Source organism: Micromonospora sp. NPDC005806 (genome assembly GCF_042871425.1).
Classification (GTDB): domain Bacteria; phylum Actinomycetota; class Actinomycetes; order Mycobacteriales; family Micromonosporaceae; genus Micromonospora.
Genome location: NZ_JBIAIL010000036.1, coordinates 17380 through 31631 on the forward strand (window position 1 = coordinate 17380; position 14252 = coordinate 31631).

General features: G+C 65.2%; 13 protein-coding genes. 3 read left to right on the forward strand and 10 right to left on the reverse strand.

Annotated features, from left to right (window positions below; all coding sequences use genetic code 11):
- Positions 1-125 precede the first annotated feature (125 nt).
- Positions 126-602, forward strand: coding sequence for a hypothetical protein (locus ACFYOS_RS28370; RefSeq protein ID WP_387148056.1), 477 nt, complete (start codon positions 126-128; stop codon positions 600-602).
- Positions 603-763: 161 nt separating this feature from the next.
- On the opposite strand, the gene ACFYOS_RS28375 is transcribed toward ACFYOS_RS28370, so the two are convergent.
- The 3 genes from ACFYOS_RS28375 to ACFYOS_RS28385 form a co-directional block, all read right to left on the reverse strand.
- Positions 764-4612 (reverse strand): HsdR family type I site-specific deoxyribonuclease, encoded by a 3849-nt coding sequence (locus ACFYOS_RS28375; RefSeq protein WP_387148059.1) that lies wholly within the window; start codon positions 4610-4612, stop codon positions 764-766.
- Between the two features lie 18 nt (positions 4613-4630).
- Positions 4631-5758, reverse strand: a complete 1128-nt coding sequence (locus tag ACFYOS_RS28380; protein ID WP_387148062.1) for a restriction endonuclease subunit S — start codon at positions 5756-5758, stop codon at positions 4631-4633.
- A 65-nt stretch (positions 5759-5823) separates the two neighbouring features.
- Positions 5824-7374 (reverse strand): N-6 DNA methylase, encoded by a 1551-nt coding sequence (locus ACFYOS_RS28385; protein ID WP_387148065.1) that lies wholly within the window; start codon positions 7372-7374, stop codon positions 5824-5826.
- 1355 nt (positions 7375-8729) lie between these two features.
- Here ACFYOS_RS28385 and ACFYOS_RS28390 point away from each other — a divergent pair.
- Positions 8730-9107 (forward strand): hypothetical protein, encoded by a 378-nt coding sequence (locus tag ACFYOS_RS28390; RefSeq protein ID WP_387148068.1) that lies wholly within the window; start codon positions 8730-8732, stop codon positions 9105-9107.
- A 122-nt stretch (positions 9108-9229) separates the two neighbouring features.
- Here the strand turns inward: ACFYOS_RS28390 and ACFYOS_RS28395 are convergent, their stop codons facing one another.
- The 7 genes from ACFYOS_RS28395 to ACFYOS_RS28425 form a co-directional block, all read right to left on the reverse strand.
- The gene (locus ACFYOS_RS28395; protein WP_387148071.1) at positions 9230-9643 is read right to left on the reverse strand and encodes a MerR family DNA-binding transcriptional regulator; all 414 of its coding nucleotides are present in this window, start codon (positions 9641-9643) and stop codon (positions 9230-9232) included.
- Between the two features lie 297 nt (positions 9644-9940).
- Positions 9941-10852 carry an NADP-dependent oxidoreductase gene (locus ACFYOS_RS28400; protein WP_387148074.1) on the reverse strand — a complete coding sequence of 304 codons (912 nt, stop codon included), beginning with the start codon at positions 10850-10852 and terminating at the stop codon, positions 9941-9943.
- Between the two features lie 44 nt (positions 10853-10896).
- Complete coding sequence (locus ACFYOS_RS28405; RefSeq protein ID WP_387148076.1) at positions 10897-11277, reverse strand: MmcQ/YjbR family DNA-binding protein; 381 nt, start codon at positions 11275-11277, stop codon at positions 10897-10899.
- Positions 11278-11322: 45 nt separating this feature from the next.
- A complete protein-coding gene (locus tag ACFYOS_RS28410; RefSeq protein WP_387148079.1) occupies positions 11323-11706 on the reverse strand; it encodes a nitroreductase family protein in 384 nt (127 codons plus the stop codon).
- Positions 11703-11969 carry a nitroreductase family protein gene (locus tag ACFYOS_RS28415; protein WP_387148082.1) on the reverse strand — a complete coding sequence of 89 codons (267 nt, stop codon included), beginning with the start codon at positions 11967-11969 and terminating at the stop codon, positions 11703-11705. The genes ACFYOS_RS28410 and ACFYOS_RS28415 overlap by 4 nt, the downstream gene beginning before the upstream one ends.
- A gap of 60 nt (positions 11970-12029) precedes the next feature.
- Complete coding sequence (locus ACFYOS_RS28420; RefSeq protein WP_387148085.1) at positions 12030-12821, reverse strand: isocitrate lyase/phosphoenolpyruvate mutase family protein; 792 nt, start codon at positions 12819-12821, stop codon at positions 12030-12032.
- Between the two features lie 108 nt (positions 12822-12929).
- Positions 12930-13463, reverse strand: coding sequence for a carboxymuconolactone decarboxylase family protein (locus ACFYOS_RS28425; protein WP_387148088.1), 534 nt, complete (start codon positions 13461-13463; stop codon positions 12930-12932).
- Between the two features lie 136 nt (positions 13464-13599).
- Here ACFYOS_RS28425 and ACFYOS_RS28430 point away from each other — a divergent pair, with 136 nt between their 5' ends.
- A complete protein-coding gene (locus ACFYOS_RS28430) occupies positions 13600-14235 on the forward strand; it encodes a TetR/AcrR family transcriptional regulator (RefSeq protein ID WP_387148091.1) in 636 nt (211 codons plus the stop codon).
- The last annotated feature ends 17 nt before the right edge of the window (positions 14236-14252 follow it).

A 14252-nucleotide genomic window follows, 5' to 3' on the forward strand; every position in this document is an offset into this window, starting at 1 on the left:
CTCCCCCGGTCCCGCTGCCGAGCAGCCCGACCATCGTGGCGACGGTCGGCACAGTGTCGCCCGCCCGGGCCCCGCAGCCGCAGGCGGTCTCAAGCTTGGCGGTGGCTGGCGTACTGTCCGGAGCGGTGTTCGCGGCCGTCCTGACCGCCTGCATCACGGTGTGGACCGCGCGGCGCAAAAGCCGCGAGGAAGAACGCGCCCGGCAACGTGATCTGTTCGCAAGCGCGTTCCAGGCATACGCGGCGTACAAGGAGATGCCGTACGCGATCCGCCGGCGCCGCCATGACGACGCGGCCGCCGAGCGTATCCGGCTGTCGGAAACCGCTCGGGAAATCCAAAGCAAACTGAGCTACTTCACCGCCTGGACCGCTGCCGAGTCCAGCAGCGTGGGCGAGGCGTACGTCGCCCTCGTGCGCGAACTGCGCAGGGCCGCCGGGGGTGCGATGCGCGAAGCATGGCAAGCGACGCCGATCACCGAAGATTTGGCTATGAACATCCCGCCGACAGTCCTCGACCTTTCGTCGCTGGCGCCGCTGGAGACCGCCTTCACTGATGCCGTACGTGCCCACCTCGCTGAGCTTGCTCCGTGGTGGGCCAGGTAGAACAGTCACCACTACAGCCTGCCTGGCCCGAACCTCCGGCTGCGAACGGGCATTCCGGCCTCGGTGGCACAATCAGGGGCGACGCTTGTCCGACAGGGAGTCGATGGCGGTGGCCAAGCCGGCATCTGCCGTAAGGGGCCATCCGGTTTGGGTTCGGACTGTCAGCCTGGCATCACTGACGAGCCAGCCGCTGCGGGCCAGCGGGTGTGCTTGTAGGTGTCGATTTCGGCTCCAAGGAGCGATCGGGTGGAGTTGTTCATCCGGACGAAGAAGTAGTCGGCCTTGCTGGTCCTCGCCTGAACGGGGGTTGAGGATGCCGCGACATCGACCCGGCAAATCCCCTGACCCGCGTAGAGGTTAATCCTCGTCCGGATGAAGGTGACCGCGGTGTGGCCGAGGGCGTCGATGAGGTGGGTTGTCAGCCAGTTGACGAAGCCGTCTCCGTTCGGAGGCTGCACCAGGGCATAGTCATGACCGAGGCCGACGACTTCGCCGTCCGGCCCGACACCGATAAAAAGTGTTCCACCTTCGGAGTTGAGGAGCCCGGCCACGGTCTTGACGATGTCGTCCTCTATTCCCTTGCTGGGCCGGTTCTCCCGCAAATCCCAGCGGGCGGTGGGCTTGAACTCGACGGCGTAGCTCTCATCGTTCTCGATGAGCTGCTCGACGCTGCGCAGCTCGGGCTTGCCGCTGAGGCCGAGCTTATCCGCGAGCAGCGACACGAACTGCGGGTCGTGGCGAAGCCGCTCCACGACTTGGTCGGTCAGCGCGGACGTGCTGGTGGGAACCTTGAGCAGCGTGGCCGCTCCCGCCTCAGCGTTCACGGGCTGGCGGTGACGGCCCTCGTAGACGCTGGAGCCGTCATCGCCGTACGCGGTCGCGATGTGATCGAACACCGCCTGGACCTTGGCGTCGAACACTTCGGGCGGATACGGGTCGGCGGGCAGTTCGGCGTCGAGCACGTCGAGGATGGTGGTACGCACCTCGGCCGTTGTTGCCGCCTTTCGGCGCCAGTCGAGCACGAGCTTGTCGTGCAGGTGGGCGAGGAGGTGCTTGGCGCCGGCCTTCACACTCTCCCGCTCTGCGTCGGTGAGAACCGGCTCGGGCTTGGTGAGCAGGTCGAAGATCGCCAGTTCCTCCTCGCTGAGCCCTTCGACGACGACCCGTTGTTCCTCGTCGTTGAGGGTCTCGGAGAGTTCGATCAGCCTCTTCAGGTATTCGTCGATGTTGAGGCTGCCGGCGTTGTACTCGGCGATAAGCTCTTCGATGCGCTCGACCAGGTCGTAGCGGGTTGGATTCCGGGTCGCAGCGGCATTAGCCCGCTGCTTGAGCAGCGCTGCGAGGCGATCGGTCTCGGCTCGCTTGCGGCCGGCGAAGCTGGCGGCGAGCGCGTCGAAGTCGATCTGAGACAGGTCGATAAGCGCATCGGGTTCGGTGCCTTCGGCGGCGGCGCGGATGACGTACTCCTCTGCCCCCACGGAACGGTCGAGCAGGGCGTCCACGGCGTCGGCGATCTGGTCGAGGTCGGCCTGCGGCGGCCGGGATACGTCCGCGATGCGTTCGGCGAGCACCCGGATGGCTGCCACGGTGCGCTGATGGACGGCGGCGGCCGGGTCTGGCAGCAGGGCCTTGAAGATCTTGCGGGCCTGCCGGGCGGCGGCGAGGAACCCCGTACGCGTGTCCTCGTCCACGAGCAGTGCCTCGACGGCCGCATCACGCAGCGCGATGTGGGTGAAACCCGAGGCGTCCCGCAGCGCGGGAAGGTCGACGCCGTTGGACGCGCACAGCTTGATCACCGCGTCGATGGCTTCGCCGAGTGCATCGACAAGCGCATCGACGTCCCGGATCGGGCGGTCGACTCCGTCCTCCTCATTGGCGGCGCCGTAGATGGCGAGTGCCTTCTCCAGGTTCCGGAAGACGCCGATGTAGTCGACGATCAGCCCGTTGTCCTTCTCGGCAAACACCCGGTTGGCGCGGGCGATGGTCTGCATGAGTGTGTGGTTGCGCATCGGGCGATCGAGATAGATGGTCGACACGCTGGGAGCATCGAAACCAGTCATCCACATGGCACAGACGAAAACCAGGCGCAACCGGTCGTCGGCCGCCTTGAACTTCTCGGCCAGGTTCTCCTTGTTCATCCTTGCCCGGTGGGGCCTGATGTCGAGGCCGAGCTTGTCGAGCTGCGCGATCTCGTTCTGGGACTGCGAGACCACCACCGCCATGTCGGTGGATTCCATCAGCTCGATCCGGCTGGCCAACCAGGGCCGCTCCAGCTCAGGCAGCGCATCGTGCTGCGCCCGCAACTCAGCCAGGTGCTCGGCCCAGGCTTTCTCGACATAGTCGTACATGCGGACCGCTGCGGCCTTGTCGAGTCCGACGTACATGGCCTTGCCGGTGAACCCCCGGCCCACGAAGTGCCGGACGAGGTCCCAGGCGACGGTGCGGAGACGTTCGGGGCGAGTGAGCAGGGTGTACTCGCGGCCGAACCTACGGGCGAGCTGCCCCTCGGCGTTTTCGTCGAGTTCGGCTTCCTCCAACAGGTCGACGAGCTCGTCGGCGAAGTCCTCATTGATGATCTGAAGCTCGGGGATGCGGTTTTCGTAGTAGAGGGGGACCGTGGCGCCGTCCTCGATGGCGTCGCGAAAGTTGTAGATGCTCACGTAGTCGCCGAACTGCTGGCGCGTGAGTTCCTCGCCCTCCATTAGCGGTGTGCCGGTGAACCCCATGAATGCCGCGTTCGGCAGCGCTCGGCGCATGTTCAACGCCAGCGTGTCGTACTGGCTGCGGTGGGCCTCGTCGGTGATCACGATGACGTCGGAGCGATCCGACAGGACCGGCATGGTGGTCTCGCCGGCTTTGGCGTCGAGACGGAACTTGTGGATCAGCGTGAACACGTACCGATGATCGGCGGCGAGCAGCTCACGCAGGTGCACGGCCGAGGAAGCATGGACTGGGGCTCCGGCAGGGATGGCCCCAGCATCGGCAAACTCGCCGTGGAGCTGTACGTCGAGCTCGGTTCGGTCGGTGACCATCACGAACGTCCACGCGCCCTGGATGTGGCGCAACACCTTCTGGGTAAACCACAGCATCGACAGGCTCTTGCCGGACCCCTGGGTGTGCCAAAACACCCCGAGCCGCTTCTCCCCGGCGGCCCGGACACGGCGCAGGTTCTCGACGGCCGCGTTGACCCCAAGGAACTGGTGGTTGCGGGCCACCACCTTGATCAGGCCGCCTGGCCGCTCGATGTAGGCGACGAAGTTCTCGATCAGGTCCAGCAGACGGCTGTGGGTGCAGGTACCACGGACTGCGGTTTCGAGAGCCACAATGCCCCTCGTGCCCTCTGCGTCAACGACCTTCCAGTCTCCGAAGAACTCCCACGGCGCGTAGGTGGACCCAATCTTGGCTTCTGACCCATTGGAACAGAGCACGAATCCATTGGGCACGAACAGAGCGGGGATAGTGTCGCGATAGTCGGTGATGTTCTCGTCGAAGGCGGCCTTGGCCGGTCGGTTCGGTTCCTTGAACTCGGCCAACACCAGCGGGATGCCGTTGACGAACAGCACCACATCAGTTCGACGCCGGTGCAGGTCACCGGCGAACCACACCTGCGAAGCTGCCAACCAGTCGTTCTTGGTCGAGTCGCCAAAGTCGACGAAGCGGATCGTGGCGAATCGGGTCTCGCCACGATCATCAAGCCACTCGGCCCGGTACCCATCCTTCAGTAGCGCGTGGACCTCGCGGTTGGCCCGAACGCGGTCCATCACGGAGCGATCACGGGCCAGCGCCGCCAGCGCCTCCTCCAGCACCGGCTCGGGAACCTCAGGGTTCAGCACGCGGAGGGCGCCACGGAGCCGGTGGACCAGCAGCACGTCGTGCATCGAGTCCCGGCCGAGCGTCCCCGTGGGGCCGAACGTCTCGCTCCACGCGTTGAGGACCGTCCAGTCCAGCTCGGCCAGCAATGCCAGCGTCGGTTGCTCGACCAGCCCGTCCTCCGAGTACCCCTTAGGCATCGCGGTACCCCTTAGGCATCACGCCACCGCCATGTCGACCAGCGTATCGAGATCCAGCGACGTTATGTCGATCCGCCCAGTCAGCAACTTCGGCACGAGAGAGTCGCGAGTCGCGACTAGGGCCCGGTTGCTGCGTCGAAGTGCTGTCGCGAGTTCGAACATGGGCCGAGCTGCCGAGTCCCATTCGTCGATGAGGCCAGCCGGTGGCTTGAGTGCTGCGAGGGCATGGACATGGTTGCGATTGAGCGTAGGGACCGCGGCACCTGAGGCTGCCTGCTTGAGGTCTAGAGACTGAAGCAGCATGTAGGCGAAGAGAGGCGTCGAGTCACGGAATTCTTTGACCCACAGCGCCGTGTTCAAGGGCCAGAAATCTTCAGGCACGTAGGTGACCGCTCCGATGGTGCCACTACGACCAGTGGTGACACCCGGGCCCGCAACCTTCGCCAGGCCGTGGTGCCCTTGGAACCCAGATGCACCGACCACCGGAACGGTGCCAGGTACTCGTTCACGCGCAGGAAGGTCAAACCCTCTCTGTAGGCGGATCAGGTCTCCAACGCTGCCTACGTTCCAGCCTTCGGGGATGAGACCGAGGGGGGACTCGATGAAGGTGACGCCGTCGTGGCCGGGGTACCGGAAGTGGACGAACCACTCCCGGTAGATCGCCCGTACTATCTCGTCCAACACCTCTGCCCGCCGTCGATTGTTATCAATCAGATCATGCAGGGCGCAAAGCACCGAAGCGATTCGGTCCTGTGTAGGTCTATCGGGCAAGCGCACGCGAAGCGCCTTGGCAGAGCCCACGTTGAAATGTTGCTGGGCCGAGCCGACGAGTTGGCCGCCGACGGCCGCTCGGCCCCAAGTCGAGTTGAACACCGCCGCCAGCATGTGAGGGTTGAGGTCAGCGGATGGAGTGATCACGACGAGGTCTGCGCAGTTGGAGCCGTCGAATTGTTCTGGGATAACCGCAGCTGTACCCGGGTAGCCCGTCCGAACGACTACAACATCGCCCGTACGGAGCTTCGACTTAACGAGCTTCTGATGGAACGTGCGCGAGATGTGCAGAAGCCCCTCAGAACTGATCTCGAAAGGCTTGACGTTTTGGGAGCGAAGGAACGGTACTCCGTCCGCTACGTACTCGTCAGCCATCTTGCCAACGTGGCCGACCGTGACCCGTGTACATAGATCCTGGAGAGTCACCTCCCGCCAACCGGTCATGCGCTGAGGATCCCTGTGATGGCAGCGTCGACCTTGGCACGGAGTTCGACGGCCTCGTCGCTGAGCCGCGTGAACTCCTCGAAGAGCTCCTCAAGCTTCTCGGTAAAGTCCTCGTCGTCGTCCTCGGCGGCGGAGTTGCCCGTGTAGCGGCCGGGATTGAGGCTCCAACCCTGGGCCTGGATCTCCGCTCTGGTCGCGGCCTTGCAGAGGCCAGGTACGTCGGCGTAGGCACCGTCCGGGAAATGTTTCTTGACGAGGGCGCCGCTACCGTCGATGGTCTCGATGTCCTCGCCTCGGTAGAGGCGGACGATGTTCGCGAGCAGTTCAATCTGCTCGGGCACGAAGTCGCGGTGGGCGCGATCGATCTGGCGATAGATGTGGCGAGCGTCGATGAACAGCACAGTGTCTTCGCGTTCGGTGCCCGCCTTGGCCTTGTCTAGGAACCACAACGTCACCGGGAGGGTGACGGTGTAGAAGAAGTTCGTCCCGATGGCCACCATTACGTCAACCGAGCCTGACTCGATGAGTTGGCGTCGGATCTCACCCTCCGAGTGACCAGCATCGCCGGCTGAGTTAGCCATGACAAACCCGGCTCGGCCGCTGTCGTTCAGTGCGGTGTAAAACTGCTGGATCCACAGGTAGTTGCCGTTGTCGGTCTTGGGCGGACCGTAAGGAAAGCGGCGATCGCCGGCGAGCTTCGCCTTGTCGACGCCGTTGACGTTGAACGGCGGGTTGGCCATGACGAAGTCAAACTTGTCTACGGCGTGGTGGAGGTCCTCGTAGTAGCTGTTGGCGAGTCGGATGTCGCCAGACAGGCCGTGGAGGGCGAGGTTCATCTTGGCGAGCGGGACGGTTGCCTCCTTCTGCTCCTGGCCGTAGATCGACAGCTCCCGAGTCGCCGATTCCTGATGCCGCTCCACGAACTTGGCGCACTGCACGAACATGCCGCCAGAACCGCAGGCTGGATCGTAGACCTTGCCGTGGAACGGTTCGATGACCTCCACGATCAGTCGAACGATCGAGTACGGCGTGAAGAACTCGCCACCCAGCCGACCCTCAGCCATGGCGAAGTTCGACAGGAAGTCCTCGTAGATCAGCCCGAAGGCGTCGCCGGACAAGGTCCTCGGGAGCGGTGCGAAAAGCCGGAGCATCTCAGTCAGCGTTGACTTCTGCAGCCGCTGGTAGCCGCGCGGGAGCACACCGTTGAGCTCGGGGTTGTGGGCCTCCATCTGGCGCATGGCCGTGTCGAGGGCCTCGCCCAGGTCCTCATCCTCGGGGAGGCGTACCAGGAACGAGAGACGTGCCTCCTCGGAGACGAACAACACCGACTTCGCCCGGTAGTCATCCGGTGTGACCGGTCGGCGCAGGGTCGCCTTGGCCTCCAGCTCAGGTCGCACAGCCTCGAAGCGGTGCTCGGCGTAGGCGAGGAAGATCAGCCCGAGAATCGGTCCCCGAGCTTCGCTCGGCGACAGCGTCGAGTTAGCCCTCAACTCGTCAGCCGCTCTCCACAGCCTCTTCCGAACCTCTGCAAGATCACTGCTCTTCACCGGTGACACGTCTCCCTCAGATACTGGCGGCTCCGCCGAGGGGATACATCGTCTCACCGCGCTCCGCAACAACCAATCATCGGATGGCACACAGAGGCAGACCGAAACGCCGACGCAGGCGGTCGGGACGCTACCCAGCCTGGCTGGGCACGGGCCACAGCATTCAGGATGCGCAATAGCGTGACACTGTAAATAACGGCTGATCGACCGATCAAGGGAGAAGCGCCAGATCACGACCGAGGCCACCTCTGGGCAGGAGCCGGCCGCGGGGCCGGTGGGTGCGGTCACGGATGAGCAGTTGATGGCCACTGGCGGGCGTTGCCGGTTGCCACCCCGGTGCTGGCCGAGATCCGAGCATTGACCGGCGACCGCGATCGGCTGCTGGAGACCCAGCAGGCCACCGAGTCGCAACTACGGGCAATCCTGGACGCCTACCATCCCGCGCCGGCCAGGCTGTTCTCCTCGATCGACCGGGCCATCACCTTGGCGTTCATCAACGACTACCCGACTCCGCAAGCTGCAGCCGCGGTCGGTGAGGCAAGGATGGCCCGCTTCTGCAAGCGTCACCGCTACACGGGCCGGGTCGACCCCGCCGTGCTCGTCGACCGGCTGCGCACCGGGCTGCTCAGCGCCGCACCCGGAACCGTGGCCGGCAAGTCCCACTCGGCGTTGGTCTTCTCCGAACTGCTCGCGTTGCTCAACGGCCAACTCGCCGTGGAACAGTGCCCGGCGAGCAGCTACTCCTCGCAGTACCGCAGCACCTGCAGGTGGACGTCCCGGTGGCGCAGCTCCGAAAATAGCGGGCCGGCGAGTTGCGCAAACTCATTGTCAACGGCCTCCTCTACGAGGGCGCCCGCTTGTAAAGGCGCGTCGCCAGCGAGGCGGCCGACGAGTGGACGAGGGCGGGAACTCCGGCTGCCAGCTGGGGAGCCTGCGCGACGGCACGCTAGCGGCGGGCCCGCGGGCATGTTGATCCCTGTCGCTCTGTTCGGAATCTGCTCGGTGAGTCGTGGGTACTGCCGGGCAGTTTTGGGCAGCGCTGGGCTGTGATGGGCACGGAACCCGGCCGGTCGACGATCGCATGCTCCATGTGTGCTCCGCCGGTCGGCGCAACGGCAGCCCACACCGGTGGGCACGGGAGGGCACTCCTGGGCTCTCATGGGTATCCGCTGGCAGGTAGGCTGGGCACTCGCGCCCTCGTAGCTCAGGGGATAGAGCATCGGTTTCCTAAACCGTGTGCCGATCGACTCGACCGCGGCGGTGCCGCCAGGTTGTCCGCACCTACTCTTGACGAGGACATCGGGAGTTGCTGTTGCCGCCCTGCGCTGTTGTTCGACCTCTGCGACCATGTGGCTGTGTCTCTCCTCGCCTCTACGCCGAAGAGGCAGTGCGACCGCGCTGTGAAGCGAGCGCGGCGGGAGCTTGCTCGTGGCGTTACCGGGCTTTTCTCTTCCGTGTTCTGGTATGGAGCGGTCGACCTCGACCGTAAGCACCTCGTCGTCTGGGTCTTGCTCGCTGGTTCCCCGTCCCAGTTGCCCGCCTGGTACTTCCCGAGCAAGGACCGCGCCGACTGCCAGTACGACGCGGAACTGCTGGCAGAGATCAAACGTATGCGCGAGGCGGTCGTCGCTTGTTTCGATCGCGAGGGCTGGCGGGATGCTGAGCGTGTCGACGTCGGGTTCGACTCAGAAGCCCGAGTTAGAGATGGCTGCGGGTGGCATTACTTCAAGTAGAACCTGGCAAAGCCCCCCGGGGCCACGGCATGGCCGGCGGGAAAGCTGTCGACAGCAACGCTGACAGCAATCGCACCGGACGGCGGCGCATCAGGACGTGCGCAGACGGACGGTACTCCGAGCTAACGACCCCCGGACAAGGAGCGACGCTGCCCGGCGAACCTCGGCACCGGGGGCAGGAGGCCACGCCGCTCGTAGAAGTGCACCGAGGAAACCCAAAGTCCCAGCCGAGTGGCGACTTGACCGACTGTGAGCATCCGGCCATTTGACCTCAACCCAGGTTGAGGCAAGGTGGAGCTCATGGCCGACGACCTTCCACGCGGCACGCTGAACCCGTTCCGGATCCCGTCCGGATCGCTCGGGCGGCTGGCCGGTTGGGTGATGGGCCGCGACGACGCCGCCCACCGAGAGCTACTCGGACTGCTGACACCGAAACCCGGTGCTCGTAGCTGCGAGATCGGATTCGGTCCGGGCCAGCTGCTCCAGCTGCTCCTCGCGCGCGAATCCGGCCGCGCGGGTGTGCGGGGTCGATCCATCGCCGGTGATGCTGGCCCAGGCCCAACGCCGGTTGCGGCGCCTTGGAGTCGCCGATCGGGACTATATGCACGATTCCGTCGAGACGTTCCAGGTCGACCAGCATGTGTAGCCCGGTGATGCGGTCGCCGTCGATGGTTAGGGGCAGGGAGAAGGGCGGTAGCCACCGAGAGTGTTGAGATTCACCCTCGGCGGCTACCGCAGTTCTCTCACCGCGTTGTGTCACGAAGGTGCTGGCCCCACATGACGGACGAACACCATCATTTCGGACAATCTGCAACGTCCTTCCACCGCGGACGTCAGAACTCGAGGACGTACTTGACCCCACCAGAGCGGCCGCCCGCGACCTGGTCCGCGATCGCGGCGCCGTCCTTGATTGGTGTCGTCTGGACGTCAAGTCTCAGTTCGCCGGAGGCGGCGAGTGCCGCGAGTTCGCCGAGTGCACGTCCGTCGGGCTGCACGTAGAGGTTCGAGGTGGTGATTCCGCGAATCGGGTCGGGTGCGTCCGAGGTGATGGAGGTGAGGCGGCCTCCGTCGGTGAGGAGTCCGATCGCGTCCTCGGCGGTGCCTGTCGCGGCGATGAGGACGGCGTCGAATCGGCGATCGCTCTTCTGCGCCCAACCGTCAGCGTGGGTGTCGATGACCTCGCTGGCGCCGAGGGCGCGGAGCTGATCGGCGCGGGCCGGCCCTGCACCGGCGACGATCTCGGCGCCCCGGAGGTGGGCGAGTTGCACGGCCAGTGACGCGGTGGGGCCGGAGGCTCCGACGACGAGCAGGCGGGTGGTGGCGTCGACGTGGAGCTCGTCGAGGGCCTGCTGGGCGGTGAGCCCGGCGACCGGGAGTGCCGCCGCAATCTCCGGAGCCAGGTTCTCGGGCAGTCGTGCGACGTGCGCGGAACGGACCAGGACGCGCTCTGCCCAGGTGCCACTGCCGCCTGGCAGGGGCGCCTCGTGGACCAGCACGAGGTCTCCCGTGCGGAATTCGGTCTCGTCCGGGCCGGTCGCGATGACGCGGCCGACGGCTTCGACGCCCAGAGCTGCGGGCGGAACGAGGCCGACGTCCCATCCGCCGGTGTGAAGCAGGGCGTCCCACGGCCCGATCCCTGCCGCGACCACCGCCAGGACGAGTTCGCCCGCGTCAGGCTGACGGGGGTTCGGAAGGTCGAGGATCTCCAGAGCGCCGTTGGCGGCTCGAACACCGAGTCCGATCATGATTTGTCCTTCTGTGTTGATTCTGTTCGCGCGTGTTTCGGGTTTCAGGCGGCCGGGTTCGTGCCCGGGTCCACGGGCCGCTTGGATTTCGGGAGTTTGTCGACCACGAGCCGGTAGGAGTCGGTGACGAGTTCCTTTACCAGGTTCTCGTCGAGGCTGGGCCCACCTGCTGCCGTGATCCAGTGCTTCTTGTCCATGTGGTAGCCGGTCGTGATCTCTGCGTACTGCTCGCGCAGCCCAACGGCCTCGTCCGGATCGGCCTTCAGGATCACAACGGGGTGTCCCGGCATGTCGGTCATGAGCATGAAGACCTTGCCGCCCACCTTGTACAGCTCCCAATTCGGGCTGACACGCTGCTCGAACGTCACGTCCGGCAGCTCTGTCGCGTACTCGTTCGCGACCTTCTGGAGTTCCTGTCCGTCCATAGCTGATCAACTCCTCTAGCGATCGGTTCGCCCGGGCCGGGCCGCTCAGGCGAAGGTGAACAGACGCTCGGGCTCGAACCGCGAGACCGGAGTCTTGTACTGCTTCGCCTCGTCGGGGTAGCCGAGCGCGAGCAGCACGGTGGTGGTGTGTCCGGTCGGGCGGATGTTGAAGGCCTTGTCCACGCTGATCGGGTCGAAGCCTTCGAGCGGCATGGCCTCGACGCCGAGCTCGGCGGCTGCCATCATCGTCAGACCCATCACCATGTAGGTCTGCTTCTCCATCCAATGGTAGGTGTCCTTGTAGCTGTATTGGCGCAGGCTCACGAAGTCGCGGGTCATCGATTCCCACCGCTCCTGCTTGGCCTCATCTGCGAACCGGCCGTCGGCCAGCTCCTTGGCGAACACCGCTTCGAGGTGGTGCTCGGTCACATCGGCCCGAGTGGTGAGGATGATGGTGTGCGAGGCGTGAGGATCTTCTCGGCGTTGTCCTGGAACCGCTCGCCGAGGTTGGCCGCCAGCCGCTCCTTGCCCTCCTGAGTGGACACGACGTAGAAGTGATTCGGCTGGATGTTCGTCGACGTGGGAGCCGAGCGCAGGAACTTCAGCAGCTGCTGAAGAGTCTCGTCCGGGATCGTCGTGCTGCCGTCGAAATGCCGGCTGAGGTGCTTGCTCATGAGCTTGTCGAGATCCATGTCATCGTGCTTTCTGTGGTGATGAGTTGAGGGGTTGTAGATGGTGAAAGTCGGATACGGCTAGGGTTTGCGGCCGAGGAGTTCGCCCACCCGGTCGAAGCTGATGCCTGTCGTGGCCGAGGCGATGTCGCCGGCCTTGAGCGCCGCGGCCGCCTGTTCGAGAGCACCCATCGCATGCGTGTAGAGCGCAGGGCCCAGGCTGATGCGCTTGACCCCGGCCTTCTGCAGTTCAGAGACGGTCAGCACCTGGCCCGCCGGTGAGATGAGAACGTTCACGGGTGTCGGCGCGACGGCGGTGACGATCGCGACCAGGGACTCGAGGTCGGGCGGGAACGGCGCGTAGAGCACGTCGGCGCCGACCTCGGCGAAGGCCGTCAGCCGTCGGATGGTGTCATCGAGGTCAGGCCGCCCCTGGATGAAGTTGTCGGTGCGAGCGGTGACGACGATACGTCGCTTCGCCGCGACGACCGCACTGCGAACCCGGCCTACCGCGTCGTCGAAGTCGCGGATCGGGTCATCGGGATTCCCGGTGGTGTCCTCGATCCCGATGCCGGCCAGCGCGTGCGCGACGGCACTGTCCACAGTCACGGCGACGTCCCCGGCGGTGACGCCGTAGCCGTCCTCGAAGTCACCGTTGACGGGCAACCCCGTGAGCCGGCCGAGCAGCTGTGCGTGGTCGAGATGCTCGTCGCGGGTGATGCTGTGGCGTCCGTCGATGCGGCCGAGCGCGGCCGCCAGGGCCGCCGACGACGTTCCGATGGCCTCGAAGCCGGCATCTGCCAGGATCAATGCCGACACGCCATCCCAGGCGTTCGGCATGACGAGGCCCCCTTCTCGGGTGTGCAGTGCCATGAACTTCTCATATAGCTCAGAGCCGGACATGTCGTTCCTTTCCGGTGCGTTTGATCAGGGCGAGGGTTCGACCGGTCAGGTCGCTGTTCTCGCGAGTTTGGTAAGCGCTCATGCCAGGTCGGGGGCCGGGATGTCGACGTCGGTCAGGTTGACGTTGTTGAGGTAGTTGGTCAGCAGTGCCCGGACGACCAGCGTGACGATCGCCAAGATCTCCGGATCGGTGTACCCGGCCCCCTGGACGGCCGCGAGGTCGGTATCACTGACTCGTCCGCGCGTCTCGATCACCCGCTGGGCGAAGCGAGCCACCGCAGCCCGCTTCGGATCGACCGAGCTTCCCGCCCGCGCCAGCTCGATGTCCTCCACGGACATGCCGCCCTTCAGGGACCCGGCCGTGTGCAGTGCCAGGCAGTAGTCGCGGCCATCGGCTTCGGACACGGCCAGCGCGATCGTGTGGCGCGTCCTCGCGTCCAGGAGCCTGCTCGCCTTCGTCTGCACCGTCATGACGAGGTCGAGGACCGTCGGGTTCGACGCGAGCATGGTGAACATATTCGGTACGAAGCCGAACTGCGCGCCGACCTGGTCGAGCGTGCTCCGCACGTCGGCGGAGGGCTCATCGGCAGGAAGGACGTTCAGGCGTGGCATCGGAAATCCACTCCAGTCCATGTGGGTGGTGGTCGGTAACCGACCTGGGTCAAGTTTTGGGCTGCGTAGCCCACTTCCTAGTTGCAACACTACACAAGACTGGGCTGTCAAGCCCACTTTTGATAAGATGTGAATCGTGAAGTCCACGACGGCAGCGCCAGAGCCTCGCCAGCTCACCGAGAAGGGGCAGGCGACGCGTGCCCGGATACTGGAGCACGCCGCCGCGCTCATCTACGCCGAGGGCGTCCACGCCACGAACAACGACAAGCTCCGGCGCGCCGCCGGCGTCAGCGGGTCGCAGATCAACCACTACTTCCCGACCAAGGAGAGCCTCGTCCTGGCGGTGATCGAATGGCAGGCTGAACGCGTCCTCGGGCTCCATCGCAGCGAACAGTTCGACGGCTTCGAGAGCCTCGAGGGGTTTCGGAAGTGGGCAGCGTTCTATATCGGGTATGAACGCTCCTACCACGAAGGCTGCAGCCTCGGGTCGCTCGCCAGCGAGATCATCAAGACCGACCTCGACGTTCACGATGAGCTTGCGGATGCGTTCGCCCAGTGGCGAGAGATCTTCCGCGACACGCTCCTCCGCCTGCAGCGGCAGGGCCGTCTGAGCAACGAGGCCGACCCCGAGCAGCTCGCGAGCCTGCTCCTCGCCGCGTTCCAGGGCGGCATGCTCCTCGCACAAGTCGCCCGGGACATCTCCCCGCTCAGGGACGCCCTGGAAGCCGCTCTCGACTACATCGAGACCTTCGCGATCCCACACGACACATAGTCGCAGGCCTCGCCGTG

What these genes read in the sequence shown, in the direction of transcription:
- ACFYOS_RS28395 (WP_387148071.1), bottom strand. Translation starts at nt 9,643, where the DNA reads ATGGATCGACCCCGCACACCCGCGCGGCCGGATTCGCGCGCGAGGAGC.
- ACFYOS_RS28415 (WP_387148082.1), bottom strand. Translation starts at nt 11,969, where the DNA reads ATGGATCTCGACAAGCTCATGAGCAAGCACCTCAGCCGGCATTTCGAC.
- ACFYOS_RS28400 (WP_387148074.1), bottom strand. Translation starts at nt 10,852, where the DNA reads ATGATCGGACTCGGTGTTCGAGCCGCCAACGGCGCTCTGGAGATCCTC.
- ACFYOS_RS28380 (WP_387148062.1), bottom strand. Translation starts at nt 5,758, where the DNA reads ATGGCTGACGAGTACGTAGCGGACGGAGTACCGTTCCTTCGCTCCCAA.
- ACFYOS_RS28375 (WP_387148059.1), bottom strand. Translation starts at nt 4,612, where the DNA reads ATGCCTAAGGGGTACTCGGAGGACGGGCTGGTCGAGCAACCGACGCTG.
- ACFYOS_RS28405 (WP_387148076.1), bottom strand. Translation starts at nt 11,277, where the DNA reads ATGGACGGACAGGAACTCCAGAAGGTCGCGAACGAGTACGCGACAGAG.
- ACFYOS_RS28425 (WP_387148088.1), bottom strand. Translation starts at nt 13,463, where the DNA reads ATGCCACGCCTGAACGTCCTTCCTGCCGATGAGCCCTCCGCCGACGTG.
- ACFYOS_RS28420 (WP_387148085.1), bottom strand. Translation starts at nt 12,821, where the DNA reads ATGGCACTGCACACCCGAGAAGGGGGCCTCGTCATGCCGAACGCCTGG.